Genomic DNA, 24,264 nt, shown 5'->3' with positions numbered 1-24,264 from the left:
TTTTCGTCTCAGATAGAATAAGGGCGCGGCCGCAGGTGCAGGGCGTGGTTTAAAGGAGCAAGGGGGAGGTGGCCAAATTTACTACTACCACAAGCATACCACCACATTCTATTTTCCCCTCCGCTGATCATCAATCGCCTTCACCAGTGCTTTCACCTCCGTGCTGAAGTCTTTGTTCAGGATCCACTTCAGGTAACCGGGGTCTTTGGCGAAGACGTCGCCTACGTTTTGCCCGGAGTATTTGCCGAAGTTAAACTGCGGTGTGCCGTCGGGGCCTTTCTTGAGGCGACGGGTAGCGTCGAGGAAGCGCTCGTCCTGACAGAATTCCGCGACGGAGTCGAGGTTTTCAAAGGGGTGGCTCACCTCACCGTCATCATTTTTGAATTCCGCGCCGGCGTAGTGTTTCAGCTGGCCGCGGAAGATGTCGACGGTGGCGCGAACGTCGGCCAGGGCGTCGTGGGCGTTTTCCATCTCTTTACCGGCGTAGAATTTCAGGGCTGCGCTTAGCGTACGCGGCTCCATGCGGTAGAAGATGTGCTGAGAGTCAATGAGCCGTCGCTTGCTGGTGTCCAGGTAAATGCCCGCCCGGTAAAACTCTTCCTGCAAGAGCGGCACATCGTAACGGTTGGAGTTGTAGCCACCGAGGTCGGAGTCGCCGATGAATTCGTAAATCTCTTTAGCGAGGTCGGCGAAGGTGGGCTCATCCTTCAGGTCCTCATTCGTCATGCCGTGAATGGCGGCGGCCTCAGCGCTGACGGGGACTCCGGGGTTGATCTTGCGCTCGTACTCGGCCGGTTCCCGGCCGTCAGCGAAGAGTTTGATCATCGCAATCTGCACGATGCGGTCCTGAACAATGTTCAGTCCGGTAGCTTCAAGATCGAAGAAAACCAGGTCGTTCGGCAGGGGGAGCATGATGTATTCTTTAAGATGGTGTAAGGACGGGTGGCAAGGTACGCTTATTTCGTTCCGGGCAAGTGCCCTGAGCCCTGCTTTTCAAGAAGCTTTTTTTGCACCTGCGTCCGCGGCTCCTACTGCGCTTGCCGAAGTGCGCCCACTTCCGTCTGCCTAAATGGGCATTTTGTCGAATTTTAGGACACAGAGTTAACCCGCTTGGCTATGTTGTGTTGTTACTACAGAATAACAAGTTAACTGACCAACGATATGATTTCGGTATTTCCCCTCTCCCAACCTAACATGCTCGGTTTCACCCTCGACGGTGAAGTAGACGAAGAAGGCATCCGTAAGCTGCTCATCGCCGTGGAGGCCAAGGTCATCACCCACGGTAAACTTCGCCTGCTCGGGAATATTAAAAACGTTGGTGGTTTTCAAAGCTTCCAGAGCTTTTGGAAAACATTGAAAACTAAAAAAGATCTGTGGGATAAAATCGAGAAGTATGCCATTCTGACGGACCACGGCTGGCTGGCCTCCCTGACGGGCTCGGTCGACTGGCTCACTCCCCGCATGGAAATCAAAACCTTTAGCCTGGCCGATGGCGAGCTGGCGCACGCCTGGCTCAAACTCGACCCGATGGAAGAAAGCTCGGAAGGGCTCAAAGAAATTGACCTCGGAGACGAACGACTGCTCGGCTTAGCGATTATCGGTAAAATGACGACGGTCGACTACGACCGGATTAACCTCCTGATTGAAGAGCAGGCCGGGAAGTACGGCCAGGCTCGCGTCATGCTCGAAGTGGTCAGTACCGAATTCTCAGGGCAGGCATTGCTCGAAGACATCAAATCCAGCATCAAGAACTATAAAAATGTAGACCGGCTCGCCATCATTGGCGATCAAAGCTGGCTCAAAACCACTGTCCGGCTTGGTGACCTCCTTACACCCGGATTAGAGTTGGCGGCCTTCTCTACCGTTGAGCGGAAGCGGGCGGTGGCTTGGTTGGGGTGAAAAACGCGGAGCGTTTTTTTAGCCGTTCGCTGCGCTCTCTTTTAGGGCTTCGGCTAAGAGGATAGTAATGAGACTGAGTCGAAGCCCTAAAAGACCGCAGGCCGTCTGCCAGAAAACCAGGCGAAGCGTGGTTTTCGTCTACAAGCGCAGCGTCCGCAAGCCAAAAATGAAGTAACGGGCGAAGCCCGCTATTTTATTTTCGGCTTGATGATAAGCCTGAGGCTCTGGTTGTAATTAATGTAATTCGCTACCCAGTTCAGGAAAACAAAAACCTTGTTTCGGGTACCCAGAATGGCGAATAGGTGAACCAGTAGCCACAGCAGCCAGGCGAAGAGGCCGCCGAAGCTGAAGTTGGGACTGGGAATGTCCACTACTGCGCGGGCACGGCCCACGGTGGCCATGCTTCCCTTGTCGTTATAAGTAAAGGGCGTAGGGTCTTTTTTTCTGAGCCGGCCGTGCAGGTTTTTGGCCAGGTTTTTGCCCATCTGCATAGCAACCTGTGCTACCTGTGGGTGCCCTTTCTGCCAATCGGGCTCCTCCATGTAGCAAACATCTCCGATGGCATAAATGTCTTTCGTGTCTTTTACCCGATGGAAGCGATCCACTTCCAGTCGGTTGCCGTAAGTACAGGCACTTTCGGGTAAACCCTTGATGGGCATTCCTTTGATGCCCGCCGCCCAGATCACTTTTTGGGTGGGGATAGACCGGCCGTCTTTCAGGAAGACCGTTTTGCCGTCAAAGTCTGTCACCCGGCTTCCGAGCAGAACGGTGACCCCCATGTCAGTTAAATATTTGAGGGCTTTGGCGCTGCTCTCCGCACTAAAGCCTTTGAGTAGCTCCCCTCCGGACTGGATGAGGTAAATGTCTACTTCTTCCTCGATGTTTAGCTCGGGGTAGTCTTTGGGGAGGACATGTTTTTTCATTTCCGCCAGGGAGCCCGCCAGTTCTACTCCCGTTGGGCCACCGCCGACGATGACGATGTCGACCAGCTCCTGCCGCGGATCGTAGCCGGGAGTGGTCAGGGCATCTTCGTAGTCGTCAAGGATATTATTGCGGAGATAAAGGGCCTCGGCGACGGACTTCATCGGGATGGCGTGCTTCTCGATGTTCTCGTTGCCGAAGAAATTGGTGTCGGCACCAGTCGCTACGATCAGGTGGTCGTAGTTGCAGTGGCCGAGGGGCGTCTGCAGGGTTTTGGTCGTTGTATCCACTTCTGTGACTTCCGTCACCCGGATGTAGACGTTCTTTTTACCCTGGAAAAGTTTTCGGAAGGGGAAGACGATACTACTGGGTTCCAGGCCAGCCATGGCCACCTGATAGAACAATGGTTGGAACTGGTGGTAGTTGTTCCGATCAATCAATACTACCTGGTAATCTGTTTTACTAAGCTTGCGGGCCAGTTGCAGTCCGCCAAAGCCGCCTCCTACGATGACGACACGCTCACGGGGAGATTCGGGAATGTTGATCTTGGTGGTGGGGTCCATGTAGAGGAGGCAAGTGAAGGGGAAAAGTTCCTGTTAAGAGAATGTTTTAGTTGGCCTATTGTTGGCTCAGCGACGGGTTTTTGGAAGGCGCGGACGCGGGGGCAATATAAGTTGCAGGAGCAGGGTGGGGCACATTGCCCGGACACTGTTTTTAAGTTCCATCACGGTAGTGCTATCTTAAGCCTGTTAACAAGCGAAATACAAAGACCGATCATGCCAAAATCTACCAACCGCCGTAAATTTCTAAAGACCGCCGCTACCGCCGCCGCTGGTTTCACCATCGTTCCCCGCCACGTGCTGGGTGGACGGGGATATACTGCCCCGAGCGATAAGGTCAATGTTGCGGCCATTGGGGCCGGTGGGAAAGGGCGCGGAGGTATCCGCGCCGTGGAGAGCCAGAACATCGTCGCCCTCTGCGACGTCGACGACAAACTGGCCGCCGATGCCCGTAAAGCCTACCCCAAAGCCAGCTACCACCGGGATTACCGCAGGATGCTCGATGAGCGCGCCAGCGATATCGACGCCGTCGTAATTTCCACCCCTGATCATACCCACGCCATCACGGGACTGGCCTGTATGGCATTGGGGAAACATGTATACATCGAAAAGCCATTGGCACACAGCATTGAAGAAGTGCGCGCGCTGAGCGAAGCGGCCAGGGCGAACCCCAGGCTCATCACACAGATGGGTAACCAGGGTGCCAGCGGAGAAGGCATCCGTAAAACCCAGGAGATCTACGAGGCTGGCCTGCTGGGAGACGTGCATACGGTTTATGCCTTTACCAATCGGCCGGTATGGCCGCAGGGTGGGGGAGCGCCGAAGGGGAAAACACCTGTTCCGGATCACTTCGACTGGAACCTCTGGCTGGGCCCCGCCGCTATGCGCGACCATCACGAAGCTTACCACCCCTTCGCCTGGCGCGGATTCTGGGACTTCGGTACCGGAGCGCTTGGTGACATGGGTTGCCATATCCTGGATACGCCCTTTTACATTCTGGAACTTGGCTACCCCGTCTCCGCAGAAGCAAGCGTGGGCCAGGTCTTTAGCCGGAACTGGACACCAGATTACCACCCCGAGAGTTGCCCGCCTTCCAGCAAGATTCACATCAACTTCCCGGCCCGGGGCAAAAAGCCGCCGGTGGAACTCATCTGGTCTGATGGCGGGATTCTCCCCCGCCGCCCCGAAGGCATGAAAGTGGACGATAAGCTCGGCGATGGAAATGGTAACGGATTTATCATGGAGGGTACGCGTGGTACGCTGGTGGCTGATGTTTACGGCGCTAACCCCCGACTGATCCCTACGAATTTGATGGACAACATCGTCGTGCCCGAAACGCTGCCCCGGGTAACTACCAGCCACGGAATGGACTGGATCAACGGGATCAGGGGAAATTACCAGCCCAGCAGTCATTTCGGTAAGGCGGGCCCCTTAACGGAGACCGTCCTGATGGGCAACCTGGCCGTACGCGGCTATACCGCCCGTTTCCCCAAGCCTACTTCCGATAAGCCGGACAATTACATTGTTCCCGGTCGCACCCGCCTGGAATGGGATGGGGAAAAGATGGAGGTTACGAATGTGCCGGAGATGAATTATTATGTGAAGAATCAGAAAAGCAGAGCTTTTTAGACGGCTTTCGGCCTTTTAGAGGAAAACCGCGCTTCGCTTGGTTTTTAATCGCTTCGCTCAACCCTTTTATCGCGGTATCCAGTTGAATTCTGTATCGATTGTTGATTTAATTATTGACAACTTAATTGTGGTTGAGCTCAAGTCCGTAAAAATGATCAATGAAGTTCACAAGGCACAAGCATTGAATTATATCAATCTGCTAGATCTGCCGAAGGCTTTGATCCTTAATTTTAACTGTGCGAACCTTGCCAGCCAAGGTAGAGTGACCAGAGTAAATGCGGTATACGCAAGCCTTCCGTCCGAATAACGGACATTATTGCTACTGACCATCTCTCCCGCCTTCTATGTGCCCTTTGTGCCTATGTTCTCTTTGTGTCGAATAGCCGCGAAGTGCGTCTAAGAGAAAAGCGCGCGCAGCGCCGCTTTTTGCCTACCCCCTCTCCACCGGGCAAGTCATACAATGCGATCCTCCCCGCCCCCGGCTCAACTCGCCGCTGGGCAGAGTGATGATGGTTTTTCGGACAGTAGCCGGATTAAGGCCATGATTGTCGATCCGATCCGTGAGTTCGCGGGCACCGATGATGTCATAGCCCGCTTTTTTGAGGGTCTCCGCCGTAACGGGGTTACGGTCGTAGGTGATGGCCAGGCCCGGGCGCAAGGCAACGAGATTACAGCCGTCCGTCCATTGTTCGCGTTCCTGAAAGGGGCTTTGCCCTCCGCCGGAGGGGATGAAACGGGCCACGGGGTCAATCTCCGCCAGGATGCACTCCTTAAGGCTGGAATAGGCTGCCGATTGGCCGTCCGCCCGCCAGACCTCGACGCCCGAAGGGCGGCCGCCTTCGCAGATGATCGGGGCGTAGCAGACGAAGTCATGCTCATCAATCTGAGTGAAGATCGTATCCAGGTGCATGAAACTCCGCTCAGCGGGTACGCTGACGCGAACCACGTTCTTAACCACACCCCGACGAAATAATTCATCCGCCAGCGCCCGAACGGAGTAGCTGCTGGAGCGTTCGCTTTCGCCAATGAGCAGATAGTCTTCGTTTAGCAACATAACGTCGCCTCCCTCAATGCTCACCTTTTCGGCAAGGCGACTGGGCGGAAAGTCGTCGACTTTATTCAGGTTAATGACCCGACCCGACTGCTGTAATTCCTGAAACATTGGGTGCGACCAGACAACGAGGCGAATGATGAAATTCTCCCGGCTCCGGGCGGTTTTCGCCGCTTTTGTAATGAGCAGGTGATCATTGATTGTAACGGCGATATCACGGGTGAAGATGAAGTTCGGGATGGGATCAAAAAGCCGGCGTTGATCCTGCTTGAAGTCGCCGGTGATGAGAACATCAGCCAGCTCGCTGGGGGAGAGTTCCAGGAGTTTGTCGACATAAAATTCGGGAAGTTCTTCCCAGCTGACGATCATTTCCAGGCTCTCCCGGGTCGCTTCTTCGTTGGCGGCGATGGCTTCGGCCAGCAGGTCAGTCATCTCGAGCACCCCGTCTTTCCCCAGAAAACGACGGAGTAAAGTTGTGAAAACATCGTGTTCTTTCTGCATCTGGGGCAGGTAGACGATATCGTCGAAGAGAAGTTCTTCGGCGCGTTGTGGCGTGATGGTGGCAGTGCCTGCATCCGGCCGGTGCACAAGTACGCGGCGGAGAGGAGCAATTTCGGAGTGGACTTTGATCGACATGGTGTGGTGGTTGATGGCTTATTGGGGCATCCTGTAGTACAGCAGGACAGGTGCAAAGAAAAGCATTAAGAAACAAGCTGGAAGGGTGGGGGGATTCGCCGACTTCAGTCGGCGGTGCAAACACTGCTTCATTTAACTTCCTCTGCACCTGCGTCCGCGCCCGGAAAATTTTGAAATGTGGCGTAACGGCAGGCTTTAAACCCGCATTAAAGGACATAAACGCTCCGTCATGAAATACGCATACCTCCTGCCATTCCTCCTTTTTTCGGTGGCCCTTAGCGCCAGCCCGATTGCCATTTGCTACGATAACATTACCGTGGCATTGCCGGCCGGAGACTGTGAGATCACCCTGGAACCAGAATGGTTTGACGGTGGATCCTACGATACCGGAGGCCAGTCCCTTGGCTTTTCTGTTTCTCCGGCAGTAGCTGGCCTGGGAGAACATACGGTTTATTTGACGGTAAGAACTCGTAGTGGTTCCAGTATTTGTTGGGCAACGGTAAGAGTTCAGGATCCATCGCCACCCAGCCTGACCTGCCATGAACAAAACATCTATCTGGTCCATCCTTCCCAGGGATACACAATTAATGTGGATGACCTCTACACCCTTAGCGATGATTGCGGTGTAAGCAATCAAACCATCAACCTTACCGATATGGAGGGCTATGGCACGAGCTATTTCACGGCTTACGCTGAGCATGTGTCCGGAAACGATTTGGCCTGCGTAAACACCATCACGGTACACGATGCCGAGCCCCAGAATTACTGCAATACTTCCCGCAACTCCGGCTACGAACACATTCGCCAGGTAGGAGTGGCTGGCCGCCAGTTTCCCACGGGCAACGACGGCGGCTATCGCTGGCACTATAATCACTCCACGATCAATCTGTATCACGGCAGTTCCTACACCATCAATTACACGCCGGGCTTTCGGGGAGGAAGTGCCTATCGCCTCTACTGGCGCGTTTACCTTGATAAAAACGGTGACGGCGATTTCACCGATTCCGGTGAGCTGCTGCACCAATGGAACGGTACCGGTACGAATGCCTTTACCTTCAACTCCCCCGGAACTTTTTGGGGCATGAGCCGGATTCGCGTGGTCATGAGCTACGGAGGTTATGCTACTTCATGTTCTGGCCGATGGGGCGAGGTGGAAGACATCAGCGTTATGCTCCGCCCATTCTTCTTTATCCCCTGGCCGTGGGGGCAGGCTGTTCCTGAAATGGCGGATGAGTTGGCGTCAGCGGAGGTTCCCGTTACGGAACGTGCCAATGACCCCTGGATGCCGGGCGAAACGCTGGCCCCCCGTAGTCCAATCAGCTTTGGCACCACACCGGCTGCGCCACTTGTCTCCAGCGAAGCTATCCGCTTGTTCCCTAATCCGGTTGCTACCGGACAACCCATCACCATCAGCGGTGCCGCTGGCACCGGGGAAGTGGTAATCATCAATACCGCCGGGCAGCATCTCGCCACCAGGCAGTTGACGGGGGAAGCTACCGCTCAGCGTATCGAATTACCCGAACTGCCTGCCGGCGCTTACTTCGTGCGGGGGCTGGCAACAGACGGTGGCTCCGGGTGGACGCGGCGGATTCTGGTACGGTAAGGCGTCTGACCGAATAGTGGCAGCCCTTCAGTAGTTTTGTGGCCTCCAAAATGGGGTAGGCTGCTACCCACTACACCGCTACATGACTATGAAAATTGCTTTCTCTGATATCGACGGAACCCTCCTCAATAAAGACCGCGAGGTTTCTCCTGCATTGAAGAAAGAAGTCCGGCGAATTACCGAAAACGGAGTGCCATTCATTCTGATCTCTTCCCGGATGCCGGCGGCGATGACACACCTCCAGGATGATCTCCGTATCTCTGGTTTGCCGTTGATCGCCTATAACGGTGGTTGGGTACTGGTGGACGGGCAGGCGATTCACTCCGAAGAAATACCGCTGCACATCGTGCGGGAAATTGATGGGTTACGGTCAGGAAGCTCCCTGTCCGTTCAACTTTTCCACGGCCACGAATGGTACGTTGAAAGCATGGATTTTTACGCTTTGCGGGAGGAAAACAATACGAAGGTGAGCCCTTCTGTCCGGAAGATGAAAGAAACAACTTCGGACTGGCAGGCCCGCAACATCAGTGCTCACAAGGTGATGGTGATGGGGGAGCCAGCGGAACTGGATGTCCTCGTGGAGCAATTGGAACGGGAGTTTGACCGAGAGCTTCACCTGTACCGCTCAAAGGATACCTATCTGGAAATTGCCAGTAAGCGAATCTCCAAACTGACGGGTATTGAAATGCTGCTCGCGAATAGCTACCCGGATTTCAGTTTGGCAGATTGTATCGCTTTTGGCGATAATTTTAATGACGTCGAAATGCTCCAGGCCGTAGGTATGGGAGTGGCTGTCGCTAATGCAAAAGCGGCGGTTTTGGCGGTAGCAGACCGGGTAGTAGCAACGAATAAGGAAGACGGGGTGGCGGAAGGCTTACGTAGCCTTGTTGTTTAATTGGCCATTGTAGGGTGTAGGGCGCAAACGCAGGATGCCATGTTTTTTTAAAAAAGCAGTGAATGGACATTTGTTCCCCTTTTTTCGTTAGAAAAACAAGACCGCTTGCCACCATGAGATTTATCCTTACCCTGCTTTTGCTCTTCGTCGTGTTACCTGGCCTGTGGGCACAGGATATTCCCATTGAGCAGGAATCAGGAACGGAAACGGTATTTCAGGGCTTCGGTATTCACCTCATGCCCTTTAGTATCGCCACTCGTTACCCGCGCCTCCGGCTCGGTATGCAATACAAGTTGGAGCGCTTTAGCCTCGTCCTGGACGCCGAGTACGGTAACGATGGGATTAGGAATGTTATCCTGCAACCGGACAAAAATGACGATTACCGATTTGTGGGCATCCGACCGGAAATCCGCTATTCTTTACCCAAACTGGTTCGGGAGTTATACGTTGGCATGGAACTGCCCTATACCCGGACGAGCCAACAGTTTTCCGGTGGCTACTACTCTGAAGAGCTCGGTCCGGTAAGTGTTTCCTCGGCTCGCCGGCAACGTAACCGATTCTCGATTATTCCTAAAATCGGGGCGCAATTCCTGGAGGGCCGCTTTACGGTGGATGCCTATATGGGAGCTGGGCTGGCCCTCGTGGAATGGACCTATCTGGACCGGGAAGACCTGCGAAGTGTTCCCGTTGGTTTTTTCAACGAAAACTTCGCTTTTTTCAATGAGGACAGAGATGAAGGACGTCGCTCCGCTCTTGAATTGTCAGGCGGGTTTCGATTCGGTTTTTGGCTCTCCCGATAGTAGTACAACTGATGTAAGGATGGCAGCCCTGTTCGCCTGTTGAGTTGTTTCCTCCCGTTTCAGTCGGTGGCAAGCTCGTCAGACAAAGCGTTGCTTGTCTGACGACTAAGGTGCACCCTTCTATCTGGTACACCGCCCTCCCGATAGGTATGCCAGATCAGCTCTTAGTGTCCTTCACCGCCCGTTATGGCGATCATTTTATCCTCTACCAGGCGTACCAGCTCGATGTAGCGGTCGGTCCGTTTAGTCTCCCGGCTTCGCTGCAGGGGCAGGTCTACTTTGACGTGCTCCGTAAACCGGCTTGGGGCTGGCTTCATCATATAAATATCGTCGGCCAGGTAAACGGCCTCCGGAATGTCGTGAGTAACGAATATGATGGTCGGGTGGATGCGGTGCCAGATCTCGGTCAGCAGGTCCTGCATCTGCAGGCGGGTGTTGATGTCCAGCGCACCGAAGGGCTCATCCATCAGCAGAATATCGGGGTTAGCGATCAGGCTTCTGGCGATGGCGATACGTTGTAGCTGCCCACCTGAAAGGGTGGGGTACTGGGCAAATTTGTCTTCGTGGCCCGCCAGACCTACGAGTTCGACCATCTCGCGGGCGCGCTCCAAACGTTCTTTTTTATCAACGCCTTGATACTCCAGCGGGAGGGCGACGTTTTCCAGCACCGTTCGCCAGGGCAGCGAGCTGTATTGCTGAAAGACCATACCCACGCGGTTGGCTTTCCCGATAGGCTGGCCTTTAACCAATACGGAACCTTCCGTTGGTCGCTGCAGACCAGCAATATAGCGCAAAACGGTACTCTTGCCGGCGCCGGAGGCGCCGAGGATAACAACAAACTGCCCCTGGGCAGGCTTGTCTTCCACCAGAAAGTCCAGTCCCTGAATAATCCAGCTCTTACCGCCGTCGTAGCTCTGGCTGATGCCACGCAGCTCAATGATGTTTTCGTACTCGGTCTCCGTGAAATTGGGCATGATTAACTGGCAGTTTTAGCGGTGCGGAGTTTGAATTCTCCGAAAATGATCAACAAAGCCGCCGCCGCGACAACGATGGCAACAATGAACCCAACGATCGGGACAGTGCCGATGACGACCTTAAGTAGCAGGTAAAACATGACGACTGACAGAATGATAAGAAAGCCATTGCGGGTCTCTTTCAAACCGGGACTGACTGATTTTACGTCCCGGTGCGGGAAGAGTCGCCGGTTCATATAGGCGAAGAGTTGATCCTGAAAATATCCGATGATGACGATGGAGATCAGCACGGCAAAGACGCCGGCAACGTTACCCTGGCGGCCGAGTATGTAACTCAGTGACCCCAGGCCGTCGGTTCGATAGTAGACTTCGGCGATGATGATATAGGTCCAGCTAATGGCCGTCAGTACCCGGATGTCATCAATGAGCTTGCTGAGCACGGCGGGTATGTAGACCGACTTTACCAATTGCCAGTCGCTGGCTCCCAGCGTGTAAGCAGTCTTTAGATAAACATCCTCCGTTTCCCAAAGACGCTGCATAACAACGGGTAAAAGGTAAACCAGAATACCAAAGGCAAGGAAACTGACCTTCATGGCCTCGGAAGCTTCCGGCCGGAAAATGATCAGGAAAATAGGCGTCAGGGCGGTCAGAGGGACAAAGCGAAGCGTATCAATCTGCCGGCTGAACATCGCTTTGGCAATCGGGCTAATGGCAATCGGTATGCCAATGAGCAGGCTGAAAAATACTGCCCAGAAATAGCCCTGAAGGTTTCGCCAGACGGACACCGCAGCATGATTGATCAGACTTTTATTCACGGACTCTTCCCCCGGGGAAATGAGTTCCGGGAAGGCCGAAAAAACTTTGTGCGGAGGTGGAAGTAGTGGATAGACCTTCTTGAAGTCCGTCGCATTGGCGTACGCAATGGAGTCTGCCCGCAGGATGGAGTCCCGAAAGGCAATCTCCGCCGGATCGGTACTCAAACTCGATGGCGGGCGCGTATTAAAGGAGCCAATGGGCTGTTGAACGGCGAGCTGTTCGGCCAGAAACCACCAGAGGAGTAAAAAAAGCACCAGGCCTGCAATCCCCATCAGGGTCTTCTGCAGAGTAGTGTAGCGGTAGGGAGCGTCCAGAAGGGACATATTGCTTGTTTAGTAAATCGGTCCGCTGGTATTTTGCTAAGATGAGGGGACCAATAATTTATGGGTGGGGCCGAAAGGTAAGGTTTGTACCCCAAAACTTTAAAGTATGTGGATATCCAGCTCACTATTTAATCGTCAGGGAATTGATTTAGGCCTGGCTTTCTTCTCAAAAGATCAAAATAGCATTCTACCTTCGCGCCATGTCCGCCACTCCTCAATACTGGCTTTTTAGAGTCTGGTCCGCTATCCGCTGGTACGCGGGTGCCAGCACCCGCTACGATGTTCACTCTCCTCGCCTCGTAGCCTTTGTTAATGAGGTGTATCGGGATGACCGACACTACCACGCCTTCGACTTGATTCGTTCCGTCAGAAATTACTGGAAAGGTCGGGAAGGAAACGTGAAGCTGCAGTCACTCGGGGCGGAGAGTAAAACGACTTCAAAGGCCGAACGCAGCGTCCGCTCGCTCGTGGCAACGAATGCCATTGACGACGATTGCGGCCGTTTTCTTTTTCGAATGGCCCTCTGGCTGGGAGCAAAGAACCTCATTGAGTTTGGCACCAACGCCGGCATTTCAACGCTTTACCTTCATGCCGCGGATACCCGGGCCAACTTACACACCGTGGAAGGAAACGCAGATGTGGCAGCCCTGGCCCGCGAAACATTTGCCAAAGCCGGAACCGGCCCGGGCCTCCAGGCTTACGTCGGCCTGTTCCAGGAATGGCTCGACGCCAATGAGACCTTCCTCGGGAAATCAATGACCCCGGACGAGCCTCTCGACCTGTTTTTCTGCGATGGAGACCATCGCTACCAACCTACCCTGGACTACGTCCGTAGGCTCCTCCCACTGGCCGGAGAACAGTCTGTTTTCATCATTGCGGACATACACTGGTCCGAAGGCATGGAACAAGCCTGGGAAGAACTCAAAAATTTCCCGGAAGTAACCGCTTCCGTAGATGTTTACCACTTCGGGTTGCTCTTCTTTGATCCCGGAATGGATGGCCCGCACCTGTCCTTAATCTCTACCCGCTGGAAACCCTGGCGATTGGGCTTTTTTTAGGATATTGGTTTACCGTACTTCGATAGTCTTGTGCGAATTACGGGCTACCACTACGCGGCAGCCTCCAACACGCGGTAGCCTCCAACGCCTCCACCACGCGGCAGCCTCTAACACGCGGTAGCCCCAACGCCTCCACCACGCGGCAGCCTCCAACACGCGGTAGCCTCCAACGCCTCCACCACGCGGCAGCCTCCAACACGCGGTAGCCTCCAACGCCTCCACCACGCGGCAGCCTCTAACACGCGGTAGCCTCCAACGCCTCCACCACGCGGCAGCCTCTAACACGCGGTAGCCTCCAACGCCTCCACCACGCGGCAGCCTCTAACACGCGGTAGCCTCCAACGCCTCCACCACGCGGCAGCCTCTAACACGCGGTAGCCTCCAACGCCTCCACCACGCGGCAGCCTCTAACACGCGGTAGCCTCCAACGCCTCCACCACGCGGCAGCCTACAAGACTACCAAACTACAAGACTACCACTCTATTCCCCCGCTTATTGTAACTTGTACACTATCTTTGGCGTCCGACTCTAACCATCCAGTGTGCAAGCAAGAAAGAACTTCAATGATTTTTTCAAATCAGCCTTTACCGTCGATAATGTCATTTTTGGCTTCGACGAAGGCAAGTTGAAAATTCTGCTTATCCGCAGAAATGAGCCGCCTTTTGAGGATTTTTGGGCACTGCCGGGCTACTTCGTTCAGCCAAAGGAAGATCTTGAAGCCGCTGCGGCTCGTGTTCTCCGGGAAATGACGGGGATGGAGAACGTTTACCTGGAACAGCTGCATACCTTTGGAAGTCCGGGCCGACATAATCTTGGAAGGGTGATTACGGTAGCCTACTATAGCCTGGTGAAAATCGCTGATTTTCGGCCCCGCGCCGCAGGTCTGGCCCAGGACATTACCTGGCACACTGTTGATGATCTGGAACAACTCGCCTTCGATCACGAGGAAATTGTTGCCGTCGCTCTCGATAAACTAAAGAAGAGTATCCGGACTCGTCCGGTTGGATTTGAACTGCTGCCTCCGGCTTTTACCCTCACGGAACTACAGCATCTCTACGAAGCAATTTGGGAAACAGAGTTGGAGAAGCGCAATTTCCGCAAGAAGATTCTCTCCATGGGCTTGCTGGAAGACCTGAACCGAACCCAGGAGGGCGTTGCTCACCGCCCGGCCAAACTCTATCGCTTTGACGAGGCTATTTACAGGAAACTGGAAGAAAGCGGGTTCAACTTCGAGATGAAAGAAAGTAAAAGCAAGTAAGCCATTGCTACCCAACAGGCTATTGTGCACTGGTTAGTCAGGCTTTAATCGTCTGCGGCACTACCGTTTACCCAATACTCAGGCTCTCGTCCATCGAGGAAAACGGACCGTTCATCCAAGAAAGTCATCCAATAGATCAGGGAGGTGCTACGTTTGTGATCAACAAATCAACCGTGGGCAATTGAGTATCCACAGAAAATAATTGAGACTATGAAAAAAGTTACTTCCCTATTTGCGCTGATGATGATCTTCGGCGCCAGCCTTTTTGCGCAGGACGCGCCTTCTGCTCAGGAAATTGCGGATACCTACATCGAGAACATTGGCGGTGAAGAAGCCTGGTTGGCCGTTAAAGCCATGAAGATGAAGGGGAAAGCAGCCATGCAGGGCATGGAATTCCCCATGACGATCATCAGCGCCGAAGGCGACAAAAGCCACCTGGAAGTGGATGTTCAGGGACAGAAGATCGTACAGGCTTATGACGGCGAAACGGCCTGGCAGGTAATGCCATTTATGGGCATCACTGAGCCTACGGAAATGTCTCCGGAAGAGTCTGAGCAGAGCAAAGACCAAAAGTTCCTGAGTGAATTCATCAACTCTAAAGAGCGTGGCTTTACGCTGGAAAGTGTTGAAGGAAAAGAAATTGAAGGCACGCAGACCTACGGTGTCCGGGTTACAAACGAGGAAGGCTACGATCACACCTACTACTTCGACACGGAGTACATGATCCCCGTAATGATGACGAGCCCCATTAAGTCCGGCCCGCAAAAAGGCGCCGTGATGGAAACATTCATGAGCGATTACCAGGAAGTAGAAGACCTGATGATGCCGATGTTCATGGAGGTGAAATTTAACGGTCAGACCGTACAGAAGATCACCGTCACGGAAGCGACGCTTAATCCGGAAATCGAAGACTCCATGTTCTCCATGCCAGAGAAAGAAGAGGAGAAGAAAAACTAATTCGCCGAACGGGTTCCGGATAACGGAGAGGGCCGGATTTCCATGACTACCGTCGGGAATCCGGCCTTCGTTTTTTTGGCGCGGGACCGCGGGTGCAGAGTATTGCTGTAGAAGCAAAGTGTTCCTGACCAGCAAACCTTGCTGGTCCGGTAAACAGAACCCCGCACCTGCGCTCCGGCGCCCCTCAACTTTATGAACCCATTCGAACGGGGCTATAACAGAACTACCACATTTTATATCATGAAGCACACATTTACTTTGCTCTTGCTGGCCTTTGCGTCAGCCCTTTCCGCTCAGTCGGATTTTAAAACCACCACCGCTTTATTCGGCGATTTAAGAGCCCGGCAAATTGGCCCGGCCGTCATGAGTGGACGGGTGAGCTGCCTGGCCGTAAACCCCGATGACGCCGCTACCATCTTTATTGGCGCAGCCGGCGGTGGAGTCTGGAAAACAAGCTCAGCGGGTGGGCAGGTGCAGCCCGTTTTTGATGACTACACCCAAAGTATCGGGGCCATCGCCATCGCTCCCTCTAATACCGACGTGGTGTACGTAGGCACCGGCGAACCCTGGCCACGCAACAGCGTAAGTGTGGGCACGGGCATTTACCGAAGTAGCAATAACGGGGTCGACTGGAAACCCATCGGATTGGATGACTCAGAACGAATCGCCGATATTTCCGTCCACCCGGAAAACGCTGACGTACTCTACGTTGCCGCCATGGGCCACCTCTGGGATGCCAACGAAGAAAGGGGCGTTTTCAAGTCTTCCGACGGAGGCAAAAGTTGGGAGAAAGTACTTTACATCGATGAGCATACCGGAGCCGCTAACCTGGCCATGGACCCCAGCAACCCGGACGTGCTTTATGCTGCCATGTGGAGCCACCGTCGGTTACCCTGGACTTTTGACTCCGGCTTCAACGGTAACTCCGCCCTCCACAAAACCACCGACGGGGGTAAAAACTGGACTAAACTCTCCAACGGCCTCCCGCAGGAAAAACTCGGCCGCATCGGCATCGCCGTAGCGCCTTCCGACGGTAATGTCCTCTACGCCAGTGTAGAAACCGGAACGGACGAGACCCAGGGGATGTACCGAAGCGAAGATGCCGGCGCCAGCTGGAAGATGATCGGCCGGAACCAAAACACGGGGATCCGCCCCTTCTATTTCAGCCGGATCGAGGTCGACCCTAACAATGCTGAAATCGTGGCGAAATGTGGCCTCAATGGCATCATCAGCGATAACAGCGGAGATACCTGGCGGATATTCGACCAGGCCGTTCACTCGGATTTTCACGACATCTGGATCGACCCTGCCAACAGCAAACATGTTCTGGTCGCTACCGACGGCGGTGTTTATGAGAGTTACGACCGGGGCTATACTTTCAAGATGTGGATGAATCTTCCCCTAAGCCAGTTTTACCATGTGAGTGCGGACAATGCCAAACCCTACCGCGTATATGGTGGCCTGCAAGATAATGGCTCCTGGTTCGCCGCGGCCAACAGCGCCGGAGGAATCACTAATTCTGACTGGAAGAAAACTTTCGGCGGAGACGGCTTCTACTCCTTCCGCCACCCGACGAAAGAACACATCGTTTTCAGCGAATACCAGGGAGGCAAGCTCGTCCGCTACGACGAGCGGACGGGGCAGGCCAAGTCCATTCCGCCCTACGCACAAAAGGGAGAGGATCCCCTTCGCTTCAACTGGAATGCACCGCTACACATAAGTCAGGACGGAAAGCGCCTTTACTTCGGCGCTCAGTACCTCTACCGTTCTACGGATGATGGAGACAGCTGGTCGCGCATCAGCCCGGACCTGAGCACCAACGATCCTGAAAAGCAGAAGCAGGACCTGAGCGGTGGGCTAAGCATTGACAACTCAACGGCAGAAAACCACACCACCATCTATGTAGTGGCGGAAAGCCCATTGGACGCCAACACGGTCTGGGCAGGAACCGATGATGGTAACCTGCAACTTACCCGTGATGGTGGAAAGAGCTGGACCAAGCTTAATGCTCAGCTCCCCGATCTGCCCGCTAACACCTGGGTAACTTTCGTTGAGCCCAGCCCACACGACGTCAACACGGCCTTTGTCACCTTCGACGGTCACCGGACCGGAGACCTTACCACCTACCTCTACAAAACGACCGACGGCGGTAAGAGCTGGACCGAAATAACGGACGATAACGTGAGCGGCTACGCGCTCAGTGTTCGCCAGGACCTCGTCAACCCACAATTGGTATTCCTGGGAACGGAGTTCGGGCTCTACATCAGCCTCGACGGTGGTACTACCTGGGCTCCCTTCCGCAACAATATGCCTAAGGTCGGTGTGCGGGATATGGTCATTCAAGCCCGGGAGGCGGATCTGGTAATGGGAACCCACGGACGAGGCATCATCATTCTGGATGACCTGGAAGCCCTGCGCCAGCTGACGGCGGAGACAACCAGTAAGAAGTTTACTTTCCTTGAGGTGAAACCTGCCTTCCTGGGCGGTGGAACCGGCCTGGGGATGGGGGACTTTAGCGGTAGCGGCACCTTCGTAGGCGGCAACCAACCCCGGGCTGCCCGCATCATGTACTATAACCAACGCCGGCATATGTTCGGTAAGATGTACGTTGAGGTCTGGAAAGATGGTAAGCTGTTGCGTACCCTGCCTGCGGGCAAAGGAGCGGGGCTCAACGTCGTTGAGTTACCCACCAGCATCCGGAAGCCCAAAGCAGCGCCAACTAACAACCGGATGGCGCTGTTCGGGGCGCTCTCAGGGCCCAATCTGCCTGCCGGAACCTATGACGTAAAACTCGTAAAGGGGAAGGAAACCTTTGAAACGAAGATCGAATTGACCGTAGAGGAAGGGGATGTCTACTCCGTCGCTGACCGGGAAGCTCAGCGCGAACTATTGATGCAGGTCTATGACGATACGGAAGAGCTGGCCTGGATCTACCACGTGCTGAAACAGATAGAGGAGAAGTCTGGTGCCCTTACCCCACAGAAGAAAAAAACGGGGATGATGGCTAAGGAGCTTAGCCAGTCGGCCGGGTCAATGAAAGACGGTCTGGTCTTCCTTGGTGGAGATGGCTATATCAATGAAGGCTCCCGCTTGCGGGAGGAGATGGGTAACCTGTACTTCGATATCAGCACCTTCCCGGGGAAACCGTCTGACAGCCAGGTGAAAGAAGCTGCGCGTATCCATGCCGAAATGGCGAAGGTGAAATCATCCTTTGAGACGATGCTGACCGGTCCCGTTGCATCCCTGAACGCTAAACTGGACGAAGCCCAACGGATAAGCTGGACGGAGAAGGCTGACTTCCTGGCTGCCGAAGCCGGTGGCTCGGATGCCGGCTCCCAACGGCAGCGTTGGAGCGGTAATGCGCTTTGGAAAGCCGCGCTGCATAATCCACTCGGCGCTTTATGGGTGCAACTCCTTCAGCAGTAGGCTGGATATTCAGACGGAAGAAGGAAGAAGAGAGCATTGTCCGCTCACGCACTTCAACTTCTTTCCACTACATTAGCCGGAGCACGGAGGATAGACTTCCTCTGTGCTCCTGTTTTTTAACGTTCAACGAAATTAATGACTATGCAGCAGCCGGTAACCAACGCGCCCATCTTTACGGATGAGCAGCGAAACGTACCTCAGTTAAAAATGGTGGACGGCTTCAGCCGATTGCTGGACACGAAGTTCCGGATTCCCGGAACGGACATCCGATTTGGCCTGGACTTTCTGCTCGGCCTCATTCCCGGGGCAGGAGACCTGGTGTCTTTAGGTATGTCCGGTGTACTGATTACGACCATGGCAAAGCACGGAGCCAGCCCCCGGCTGGCGGCAAAAATGTTGTTCAATGTAGCATTGGACGCCCTGGTGGGCACGATCCCCGTTCTGGGAAACATCTTTGACCTGGTCTATAAGGCCAACTACCGGAATGCCGTGTTAATGCGGGAATACTACGAAGAAGGAAGACACTCAGGAAGTGTCTGGCCGGTAGTCTTGGGAGTTGTGGTAATGCTCCTGGTTATTTTTGTCTTCGTAATTTGGGCCATCACCAGCTTGTTTGGCTGGTTATTTGGCATGCTCTAGGAGCTCTTTCTGCCACGGGTGTAGCTCAAACCTGACAGAATGGCTTATTCGCACTGACAGCCTACTTCCCCTAATAAGGAGCGATGTTCATCCATCAACTGGCGCGTGATCTCATAAAGTTGCTGATACTGAGCAGCGAACATCTCAGCCTCTTTACAGGTTTTTTCAATACCAGAACGCTTGTATTCAAAGAGTCTTTTCGAAGAACTGATCAATTCATCCATCTCCATTGCCCGATTGCGAAGGTGGTTGATGCGCTCTCTCTCCTGCAAACGTTTATCGTTGTAGGCATGCTGCGCTAAGGCCAATTCTCCTGCTTCAAGAAAATTCCGACGGGTGATGTCTCGGGGGTTTACTTCGAATAAGTTGCTGATTCTTAGGAGTTTGCAAATACTGGGCTCCGCTGACCCGCTCTCATAGCTGGCAATGTTACCACGATTGAGAGAAACCCTTCGGGCTAACTCCGTTTGAGACCACCCCTTACTTTTACGTAAGTGCCTCAAATTAGTAGCAATGAAGTTGGGCAAGTCTTTACCGACACTGCCAGTGGACTCTTTTGCTTCCCTTAATTCCATGGTGGCATGTTGATTTCTGTGACTTTCTTATCTACACATACACCGCGCAAATAGTTGAAGTATGTCAAAAAAAATTACGTAATAGGCTTTTGTCAAGACATTTTGGTACAGATCTTGCACATTAGTGACTGAAATAAGGCGTTCTTACTTGCAAAGAGTCTAAATAGCGCCTATTTTTGTAAAAGAATTTTACATCCCCAATAAAAATTTAACCAATGAAAGCGACAAAGAAACAACAGAAAGAAATCCAGGATCTATTGTCTACCATTACCAATAGCCTGCGTGCCTTCAGCCTGAAGCTGACCGGCAATATGAATGATGCAGAAGACCTGTATCAGGATACTGCCCTGCGGATTATGACCAACGCTGAAAAATATAACCCGGGAACTAACTTTAAGGCCTGGGCTGTGACCATCATGCGTAACATCTTTATCAATAACTATCGTAAGAAAGTTCGTCGTAACCTGATTATCGACCAGACGCCGAATAACTACTACATTAACAGTGGTAATAAAACCGTTCTTAACGATGGTGAGAACGAAGTAACCTTCAACGAACTTCAGGAGTTAGTGGATCGTTTGCCCGACGATTTCCGCGTGCCGTTTCTGATGGCTTACCAAGGGTATAAGTACGATGAGATTGCTGAACAACTCGGCAGTCCGCTCGGTACCATTAAGTCCCGCATTTTCTTCGCACGTAAGAAATTACAAAAAATGTACGAAGAAGCGATGCGTGAGCGTATTGTTGCATAACTTAAACTTTGTCGTTCTTATCAAGAAATGGCCCCGGCACTTTTTGCCGGGGCCATTTCTTTGCTTATAATTGGGTTCTTTTTGCGTTTCATCACCTAACAAAGGTCATTTGTTGTAACTTGCAACTTTTGATATTAGCTGAAAATCTAGCCAAAAATTTATGGGGCATCTTACTGCTGTGTTCTGGAACTTTGAACCCCTGCATGACGCCGTCATGGAGGTGGAATATGGCCCTCAATGGTACAGGACAATGGGGGAAGGAGAACAACCTGAAGCCATAGATATAAAGTCATTAATTGACTTTTGCCAGGAACGTGGAGATACCGTAAATCATTCAGCCTACGCCAATTGGCGATGGATGAATAATTACGGAACAACGCTGCAAAATCAGGAAATCAAGCTCCTGCAAATTTACACCGAGCCCCGGGGGAGAGCTCAGAAAGTAAGTGAATACATTGCCGGAGACATTCGGGCAACCATCAAAGCCAATAAAGACATTGAGGAAGTAATCCTTTTTGGCGATGGGTCTTACCTGATGGAGGTGGGCAGAGAGATCAAAGCCGCAGGAATAAAACTGACGGGTCTCAGCGTTGCGTCCACCAGAAAAAGTGAATGGCTCGACCTCTGTGATGAGGTGCTGGAATACGGTTCAATTGCACGACTGCTCAATAACGGGCAGTCTGGATACGGAGATGCCAGTGCATCCCACAATGAACTGATTGAAGCCCTGCAGGAATTGAGCCGGCAATACGGTACCGACTGGATTCCTCAGGTGAAAATTAAGCCCGTCATGCTGCGCCTGCTTCCTGAATTTAAGGAATCAGATTATGGCTATCCGTCTTTTGGGGCTTATTTGAACGACCAGCAGCAGGTTATCGAGCGTCGGCAGTTTAGAGGAATGCCGGAACCTGAATTCCGCTTGCTCTCAGTTGTATCTGATGAAGTAGAGCAGGAGAGCGATGACAGCTCCACGGCTTCCATGAAGCTCGTTCCTTTTTATCTCCGCGTGGCCGCCCAGCAAGGCGTGAGAATGCCGGCACCAGATGTCATGTGGGTTGGGGTAGATATCTATGCTTCTTTTCTGGAGTCTAACCAAAGCTTTGACAGTTTCTCCGAATTAGACGATGAGTGCTTGCACCAACTTCGTCAGGATCTGCCCAAAACCACCCTTACGGATGCTAAAAAAATCAGGCAGGTACTGTTCAAATGCTACCTTTTCCGCCCGAGTGATGACAACACCATCGGTTTTCAGGATGAAATTGAGGGACTCGAAGATATCGAAGACCGTTACTTCAAACTGATGCTCGCCCGTATCGGCAACAACATTCAGGAACCCCTGGATTACGTGGCACTCAGTGCTGCCCTTACCGGAGAAGAAGGATATGCTGACCGGCTGGAGCAGTTGCACGAGGAAGATTAAGTAGCGCTGCCCTTCCCCAGGCCTTTCCTTTCTATCCTTGTTCAGGGCGCCGCAGCGCAGGTGCAATGAAAGTCATCCGTCATATTCCTCTCTTTTGCTCAACTCTCTTTGTGCTCCCGGCGTTGCAATCGGACGCTAAAGAAGTTATATGGCAAAGTTCAGCATCGACCTGCAGGCCGGTAAAGTAAAAGAAGATGATGCGGTAAGTTCCGTTGGTCAGACTATCGTGGGTATTGACCTCGGAACGACGAATAGCCTCGTCGCCCGGGTGTTAGACGGCAAGGCGGAAGCTGTGGCCGGACCAGACGGCAAATCAGTCCTCGTACCCAGTATCGTTCACTTCGCCGATGATGGTGAAGTGGTGGTTGGCGAAGCGGCTAAATCCTTCCTGCTTACCCATCCGGAAAGGACCATTTACTCCGTCAAACGCCTCCTGGGTAAGAGCTTCGGAGACCTGAAAAACTTTGAGAACCGCTTCGGCTACCGGGTCATCGATGAAGACGAAGACCGGCTGGTGAAAATCGCCGTGCCCGGCCCGAATGGGCAAGACAAATATTACAGCCCCATCGAGCTTTCCGCTAAGATTCTTCAGGCGCTCAAGGCCCGGATAGAGGCGGAAATCGGCGGCGAAGTCAGCCGTGCCGTCATCACCGTCCCGGCCTATTTCAACGACTCCCAGCGGCAAGCTACCCGGGATGCCGGCAAACTGGCCGGCCTCGATGTCCTCCGCATCGTCAATGAACCCACCGCCAGCAGCCTCGCCTACGGCATTGGCCTCAAGGACGAGGATGAGGGCCGCACGATTGCCGTCTATGACCTCGGTGGGGGCACCTTCGATGTGTCCGTTCTGCGCATCGAGCAGGGGATCTTTGAAGTGCTGAGTACTAACGGAGACACCTTCCTGGGCGGTGATGATCTGGATCAGGCGATCGCTGACCACTGGATCAACGAAAAAAGCCTGAAGGTTGATTCTCCGCAGCGGCGTGGAGAAATCCGTCTGCTGGCCGAACGCGCCAAGAAGCAACTCTCCTTTGAAGATTCTTTCACGAGCGAGTTCCACGGCATTACACTCTACCTGGATCGTTCGCAGGCGAACGTACTCTTTACCCCGCTCATTAAACGAACCCTTGCATCCTGCGACCGCGCCCTGAAAGACGCCGGCCTCACGAGCGATGACATCGACCACGTGATCATGGTTGGCGGCTCCACCCGCGTACCACTGGTCAAATCTGAAGTCAGCAATTTCTTTGGTAAAAAGGTCAATGACAGCCTGGACCCCGATCAGGTGGTTGCCCTCGGGGCCGCCATTCAGGCCGACGTACTGGCCGGTAACCAGAAGGATGTATTGCTGCTGGACATTACGCCCCTAAGCCTTGGTATTGAGACCGTTGGCGGCCTGATGGACCCCATCATCGCCCGCAACAGTAAAGTTCCCACCCGCGTTGGCCGCAAGTACACCACAAGTGTTGACGGACAGAAAAACCTGAAGGTTGCCGTCTTTCAGGGAGAGCGCGATATGGTGAAGGATAACCGTAAGCTGGGCGAATTCGTTCTGGGGGATATTCCACCAATGCCCGCCGGTATTCCGCAGATTGAGATCCAATTCGGGCTGGACGCTGACGGCATCCTTCGCGTAAAAGCCATGGAGCACCGCAGTGGGAAAAGCCAGTCAGTGACCATCAAAAGCCAGTACGGAATCAGCGAGGAGGAGATGGCCGAAATGCTGATTGAAAGCATCGCGAATGCGGAGGGCGACGTTGCCGCCCGTGCCCTCGTAGAAGCCCGAAACGAAGCCAATAACGTGTTGCTGAGTACCAAAAAGTTCCTGGAACAGAACGCCGGCTGGCTCACGGAAGAGCAATCTGCCTCCATCAGAGAATACGCCGAAAAACTTTCCGCTGCCGTGGCCGGAACCGATAAGGACAGCATTAATCAACGCCTCGAAGAACTCAACCAGTTCACTACGCCACTGGCGCACGAAGCTTTGGACCGGAACGTGGCGGCGGCGATCAAGGGGAGTGATCTATAGCCTTTTTGACCACGGAGTGGTAAAACATCCTTAACCCCGGATG

The 24,264-nt window shown here is 53.4% G+C and carries 20 protein-coding genes; 14 read left to right on the top strand and 6 right to left on the bottom strand.

All coding sequences use genetic code 11. The features are described 5' to 3' along the window. Positions 1–108: 108 nt before the first annotated feature. Complete coding sequence (locus tag BM123_RS14955) at positions 109–912, bottom strand: 3'-5' exonuclease (protein ID WP_090169942.1); 804 nt, start codon at positions 910–912, stop codon at positions 109–111. 249 nt (positions 913–1,161) lie between these two features. On the opposite strand from BM123_RS14955, the gene BM123_RS14950 reads away from it, so the two are divergent. After that, on the top strand, positions 1,162–1,899 hold the full coding sequence (locus BM123_RS14950) for a SpoIIAA family protein (protein ID WP_090169940.1): 738 nt from the start codon (positions 1,162–1,164) through the stop codon (positions 1,897–1,899). A gap of 188 nt (positions 1,900–2,087) precedes the next feature. Here BM123_RS14950 and BM123_RS14945 read toward each other — a convergent pair whose 3' ends face one another. Beyond that, positions 2,088–3,383 carry an NAD(P)/FAD-dependent oxidoreductase gene (locus BM123_RS14945; RefSeq protein ID WP_090169938.1) on the bottom strand — a complete coding sequence of 432 codons (1,296 nt, stop codon included), beginning with the start codon at positions 3,381–3,383 and terminating at the stop codon, positions 2,088–2,090. A gap of 213 nt (positions 3,384–3,596) precedes the next feature. On the opposite strand from BM123_RS14945, the gene BM123_RS14940 reads away from it, so the two are divergent. Both BM123_RS14940 and BM123_RS24930 read left to right on the top strand, forming a co-directional pair. Beyond that, on the top strand, positions 3,597–5,009 hold the full coding sequence (locus BM123_RS14940; protein WP_090169936.1) for a Gfo/Idh/MocA family protein: 1,413 nt from the start codon (positions 3,597–3,599) through the stop codon (positions 5,007–5,009). Positions 5,010–5,046: 37 nt separating this feature from the next. Then, the gene (locus tag BM123_RS24930) at positions 5,047–5,316 is read left to right on the top strand and encodes a GxxExxY protein (protein ID WP_090169935.1); all 270 of its coding nucleotides are present in this window, start codon (positions 5,047–5,049) and stop codon (positions 5,314–5,316) included. 123 nt (positions 5,317–5,439) lie between these two features. Here the strand turns inward: BM123_RS24930 and BM123_RS14930 are convergent, their stop codons facing one another. Further along, the gene (locus BM123_RS14930) at positions 5,440–6,696 is read right to left on the bottom strand and encodes an arginine deiminase family protein (protein ID WP_090169933.1); all 1,257 of its coding nucleotides are present in this window, start codon (positions 6,694–6,696) and stop codon (positions 5,440–5,442) included. A 229-nt stretch (positions 6,697–6,925) separates the two neighbouring features. On the opposite strand from BM123_RS14930, the gene BM123_RS14925 reads away from it, so the two are divergent. The 3 genes from BM123_RS14925 to BM123_RS14915 all read left to right on the top strand — a co-directional run bounded on the left by BM123_RS14925 (position 6,926) and on the right by BM123_RS14915 (position 9,994). Next, the gene (locus tag BM123_RS14925) at positions 6,926–8,299 is read left to right on the top strand and encodes a GEVED domain-containing protein (protein ID WP_090169931.1); all 1,374 of its coding nucleotides are present in this window, start codon (positions 6,926–6,928) and stop codon (positions 8,297–8,299) included. Positions 8,300–8,381: 82 nt separating this feature from the next. Then, positions 8,382–9,194, top strand: a complete 813-nt coding sequence (locus tag BM123_RS14920) for a Cof-type HAD-IIB family hydrolase (RefSeq protein WP_090169929.1) — start codon at positions 8,382–8,384, stop codon at positions 9,192–9,194. Between the two features lie 113 nt (positions 9,195–9,307). After that, on the top strand, positions 9,308–9,994 hold the full coding sequence (locus BM123_RS14915; protein ID WP_090169927.1) for a hypothetical protein: 687 nt from the start codon (positions 9,308–9,310) through the stop codon (positions 9,992–9,994). A 164-nt stretch (positions 9,995–10,158) separates the two neighbouring features. Here the strand turns inward: BM123_RS14915 and BM123_RS14910 are convergent, their stop codons facing one another. Both BM123_RS14910 and BM123_RS14905 read right to left on the bottom strand, forming a co-directional pair. After that, positions 10,159–10,968 (bottom strand): ABC transporter ATP-binding protein, encoded by an 810-nt coding sequence (locus BM123_RS14910; RefSeq protein ID WP_090169925.1) that lies wholly within the window; start codon positions 10,966–10,968, stop codon positions 10,159–10,161. Positions 10,969–10,970: 2 nt separating this feature from the next. Further along, on the bottom strand, positions 10,971–12,107 hold the full coding sequence (locus BM123_RS14905; RefSeq protein WP_090169923.1) for an ABC transporter permease: 1,137 nt from the start codon (positions 12,105–12,107) through the stop codon (positions 10,971–10,973). A gap of 200 nt (positions 12,108–12,307) precedes the next feature. On the opposite strand from BM123_RS14905, the gene BM123_RS14900 reads away from it, so the two are divergent. The 5 genes from BM123_RS14900 (at position 12,308) to BM123_RS14880 (ending at position 19,445) form a co-directional block, all read left to right on the top strand. Continuing rightward, positions 12,308–13,165 (top strand): O-methyltransferase, encoded by an 858-nt coding sequence (locus tag BM123_RS14900; RefSeq protein ID WP_090169920.1) that lies wholly within the window; start codon positions 12,308–12,310, stop codon positions 13,163–13,165. Positions 13,166–13,706: 541 nt separating this feature from the next. Further along, positions 13,707–14,423: an NUDIX hydrolase gene (locus BM123_RS14895; RefSeq protein WP_090169919.1), complete on the top strand. Its 717-nt coding sequence runs from the start codon at positions 13,707–13,709 to the stop codon at positions 14,421–14,423. A gap of 210 nt (positions 14,424–14,633) precedes the next feature. Further along, on the top strand, positions 14,634–15,380 hold the full coding sequence (locus BM123_RS14890) for a hypothetical protein (RefSeq protein WP_090169917.1): 747 nt from the start codon (positions 14,634–14,636) through the stop codon (positions 15,378–15,380). Positions 15,381–15,620: 240 nt separating this feature from the next. Next, entirely contained in the window at positions 15,621–18,806 is a 3,186-nt protein-coding gene (locus tag BM123_RS14885; protein WP_090169983.1) for a WD40/YVTN/BNR-like repeat-containing protein, read from the top strand. 141 nt (positions 18,807–18,947) lie between these two features. Next, on the top strand, positions 18,948–19,445 hold the full coding sequence (locus tag BM123_RS14880; RefSeq protein WP_245748579.1) for a DUF4112 domain-containing protein: 498 nt from the start codon (positions 18,948–18,950) through the stop codon (positions 19,443–19,445). A gap of 44 nt (positions 19,446–19,489) precedes the next feature. Here BM123_RS14880 and BM123_RS14875 read toward each other — a convergent pair whose 3' ends face one another. Further along, positions 19,490–20,020 (bottom strand): helix-turn-helix domain-containing protein, encoded by a 531-nt coding sequence (locus tag BM123_RS14875; RefSeq protein WP_090169913.1) that lies wholly within the window; start codon positions 20,018–20,020, stop codon positions 19,490–19,492. Between the two features lie 215 nt (positions 20,021–20,235). Here BM123_RS14875 and BM123_RS14870 point away from each other — a divergent pair, with 215 nt between their 5' ends. The 3 genes from BM123_RS14870 (at position 20,236) to hscA (ending at position 24,221) form a co-directional block, all read left to right on the top strand. Next, a complete protein-coding gene (locus BM123_RS14870) occupies positions 20,236–20,772 on the top strand; it encodes an RNA polymerase sigma factor (protein ID WP_090169911.1) in 537 nt (178 codons plus the stop codon). 160 nt (positions 20,773–20,932) lie between these two features. After that, positions 20,933–22,192, top strand: coding sequence for an OST-HTH/LOTUS domain-containing protein (locus tag BM123_RS14865; protein WP_139211901.1), 1,260 nt, complete (start codon positions 20,933–20,935; stop codon positions 22,190–22,192). A 148-nt stretch (positions 22,193–22,340) separates the two neighbouring features. Beyond that, positions 22,341–24,221: a Fe-S protein assembly chaperone HscA gene (gene hscA / locus BM123_RS14860; protein ID WP_090169908.1), complete on the top strand. Its 1,881-nt coding sequence runs from the start codon at positions 22,341–22,343 to the stop codon at positions 24,219–24,221. Positions 24,222–24,264: the final 43 nt, after the last annotated feature.

The sequence above is a fragment of the Neolewinella agarilytica genome, assembly GCF_900110645.1.
GTDB lineage: Bacteria > Bacteroidota > Bacteroidia > Chitinophagales > Saprospiraceae > Neolewinella > Neolewinella agarilytica.
Note: the sequence above shows the minus strand (reverse complement) of the source record. Positions and strands in the feature narration are given on the sequence as shown.

Excerpts from the sequence above, each read along its gene's own strand:
- BM123_RS14880 (WP_245748579.1), top strand. The coding sequence starts at position 18,948 with ATGCAGCAGCCGGTAACCAACGCGCCCATCTTTACGGATGAGCAGCGA.
- BM123_RS14930 (WP_090169933.1), bottom strand. The coding sequence starts at position 6,696 with ATGTCGATCAAAGTCCACTCCGAAATTGCTCCTCTCCGCCGCGTACTT.
- BM123_RS14870 (WP_090169911.1), top strand. The coding sequence starts at position 20,236 with ATGAAAGCGACAAAGAAACAACAGAAAGAAATCCAGGATCTATTGTCT.
- BM123_RS14920 (WP_090169929.1), top strand. The coding sequence starts at position 8,382 with ATGACTATGAAAATTGCTTTCTCTGATATCGACGGAACCCTCCTCAAT.
- BM123_RS14910 (WP_090169925.1), bottom strand. The coding sequence starts at position 10,968 with ATGCCCAATTTCACGGAGACCGAGTACGAAAACATCATTGAGCTGCGT.
- hscA (WP_090169908.1), top strand. The coding sequence starts at position 22,341 with ATGGCAAAGTTCAGCATCGACCTGCAGGCCGGTAAAGTAAAAGAAGAT.
- BM123_RS14940 (WP_090169936.1), top strand. The coding sequence starts at position 3,597 with ATGCCAAAATCTACCAACCGCCGTAAATTTCTAAAGACCGCCGCTACC.
- BM123_RS14945 (WP_090169938.1), bottom strand. The coding sequence starts at position 3,383 with ATGGACCCCACCACCAAGATCAACATTCCCGAATCTCCCCGTGAGCGT.
- BM123_RS14890 (WP_090169917.1), top strand. The coding sequence starts at position 14,634 with ATGAAAAAAGTTACTTCCCTATTTGCGCTGATGATGATCTTCGGCGCC.
- BM123_RS14915 (WP_090169927.1), top strand. The coding sequence starts at position 9,308 with ATGAGATTTATCCTTACCCTGCTTTTGCTCTTCGTCGTGTTACCTGGC.
- BM123_RS14955 (WP_090169942.1), bottom strand. The coding sequence starts at position 912 with ATGCTCCCCCTGCCGAACGACCTGGTTTTCTTCGATCTTGAAGCTACC.
- BM123_RS14875 (WP_090169913.1), bottom strand. The coding sequence starts at position 20,020 with ATGGAATTAAGGGAAGCAAAAGAGTCCACTGGCAGTGTCGGTAAAGAC.
- BM123_RS14865 (WP_139211901.1), top strand. The coding sequence starts at position 20,933 with ATGGGGCATCTTACTGCTGTGTTCTGGAACTTTGAACCCCTGCATGAC.
- BM123_RS14950 (WP_090169940.1), top strand. The coding sequence starts at position 1,162 with ATGATTTCGGTATTTCCCCTCTCCCAACCTAACATGCTCGGTTTCACC.
- BM123_RS14900 (WP_090169920.1), top strand. The coding sequence starts at position 12,308 with ATGTCCGCCACTCCTCAATACTGGCTTTTTAGAGTCTGGTCCGCTATC.
- BM123_RS14885 (WP_090169983.1), top strand. The coding sequence starts at position 15,621 with ATGAAGCACACATTTACTTTGCTCTTGCTGGCCTTTGCGTCAGCCCTT.
- BM123_RS14905 (WP_090169923.1), bottom strand. The coding sequence starts at position 12,107 with ATGTCCCTTCTGGACGCTCCCTACCGCTACACTACTCTGCAGAAGACC.
- BM123_RS14925 (WP_090169931.1), top strand. The coding sequence starts at position 6,926 with ATGAAATACGCATACCTCCTGCCATTCCTCCTTTTTTCGGTGGCCCTT.